This window comes from Kineococcus indalonis (assembly GCF_009906395.1).
Taxonomy (GTDB): Bacteria; Actinomycetota; Actinomycetes; order Actinomycetales; family Kineococcaceae; genus Kineococcus; species Kineococcus indalonis.
On sequence record NZ_JAAALM010000671.1, the window covers coordinates 1 to 1,789 of the forward strand.

Below are 1,789 nucleotides of genomic sequence, written 5' to 3' on the forward strand. Positions count from 1 at the left end.
CCAAGCCGGCCTCGAGGCGCGCATCGCGCTGCGCAACGGCGAGCAGCTGCTGCTCACCCTCGTGCTGCCCGTCATCGTCCTGGTCGCCGCCGTCCGCACCACCGCCGTCGACCTCGGCGGCGGCGACCGCCCCTCCCTGGCCCTGGCCGGGGTGCTCGCCCTGGCGGTGGTCTCCACCGCCTTCACCGGCCAGGCCATCGCCACCGGCTTCGACCGCCGCAACGGCGTGCTGCGCCTGCTGGCCACCAGCCCGCTGGGCCGCACCGGCCTGCTGGCCGGCAAGGCCGGCGCCGTGGGCCTGCTCGTCGCGGTGCAGGTGCTCGTCCTGTGCGCCGTCGCCGCCGCGTGCGGCTGGCGCCCCGACCCCCTCGGCCTGCTCGCCGCGCTGCCGGCCCTCGGGCTCGGCTGCGCGGCCTTCACCGCCCTGGCGCTGCTGCTGGCCGGCACCGTGCGCGCCGAGGCCACCCTCGCCGCCGCCAACTTCGCGTGGGTGCTGCTGCTGGCCGGCGGCGGCCTCGTGCTGCCCTCGCCCGTGCCGGCCCTCACCTCCGCGCTGCCCTCCGGCGCCCTCGGCGCCGCGCTGCGCACCGCCCTCACCGAGCACGCCCTGGCCGCCGGCCCGCTGCTCGTCCTCCTCGCGTGGGCGGTCGCCGCGACCGCCGCGTCCGCCCGATGGTTCTCCTGGGAGTAGTGAGCACGACGTGGGACTGACCTCCGAAGCCGCTGGGGTGCGCGCGCCCGCGCCCGCCCGCGCCGGCGCCCTGGGCCCGTGGAGCTCCCTGGTGCTCCTGATCAACGTGCTCGCCGAGAGCCTCATCGTGGTCACCGGCGGCATCGTGCGCCTGACCGGTTCCGGCCTGGGCTGCCCCACCTGGCCGCAGTGCGTGCCCGGCTCCTACACCCCCGTGGTGGTGCAGGAGGAGGGCTTCCACAAGTGGATCGAGTTCGGCAACCGCACCCTGACCGGCCTCGTGGGCGTCGTCGCGCTCGCCTGCCTGGTCGTGGTCTGGCGCAACCGCCGCCGCGACCTGCTCCCGTACGTCGCGGTGGTCGTCTTCGGCATCCTCGCCCAGGCCGTCATCGGCGGCATCACCGTGCACACGGACCTGCACCCCGGCATCGTCATGACGCACTTCCTCGTCTCGGTGCTGCTGGTGACCGCCTCCACGGTCCTGTGGCGCCGCGGCCTGGAGCCCGCCGGCCCGCGGCGCTCCGCGGTGCGCCGGGAGGTGCGCGGGGCCGCGTGGCTGTCCGCCGTCGTCCTGTACGCCGTCGTCGTCGTCGGCACCGTCGTCACCGGCTCCGGGCCGCACTCCGGCGACGCCGACGAGCCGGCGCGCTTCGGCCTGGACCCGCAGTCCGTCAGCTGGCTGCACGCCGACCTCGTCATGGCCTACACCGGCCTGCTCGTCGGCCTCGTGGTGGCCCTGCGCGCCACCACGGCCCCGCCGCTGGCCCGCCGCGCCTCCGTGCACCTGCTGCTGGTCACGCTGGCCCAGGCCGTCGTCGGCTACACCCAGTACTTCACCGACCTGCCCTGGGTCCTGGTCGCCGTGCACATGGCCGGCGCCTGCGCCCTGGTCGTCTTCCAGGTGCGGCTGCTGTGCGCCCTGACCGTGCCCCGCGAGGCGGTCCCCGCCAGCCCGGCACCGGCGGCGGCCGCCGCCTGAGCGACCCCCGCGCCGCGCGGACGCCGGGCCCCCCCGCCACGGGGGTGCCCGGCGTCCGCGCGTCGGGGGTGCCGGCGGCGGGGCGTCCCGGTCCGGTCCGCGCCCGGGCGCCGAGGGGG

The 1,789-nt window shown here is 77.6% G+C and carries 2 protein-coding genes; both read left to right on the top strand.

The annotated features are described in order from the left end of the window. On the top strand, positions 1-691 hold a 691-nt coding region (locus GTR00_RS20110), incomplete at its 5' end, for an ABC transporter permease (protein ID WP_166613311.1). Positions 692-728: 37 nt separating this feature from the next. Continuing rightward, complete coding sequence (locus tag GTR00_RS20115; protein WP_166613312.1) at positions 729-1,670, top strand: COX15/CtaA family protein; 942 nt, start codon at positions 729-731, stop codon at positions 1,668-1,670. Positions 1,671-1,789 lie beyond the last annotated feature (119 nt).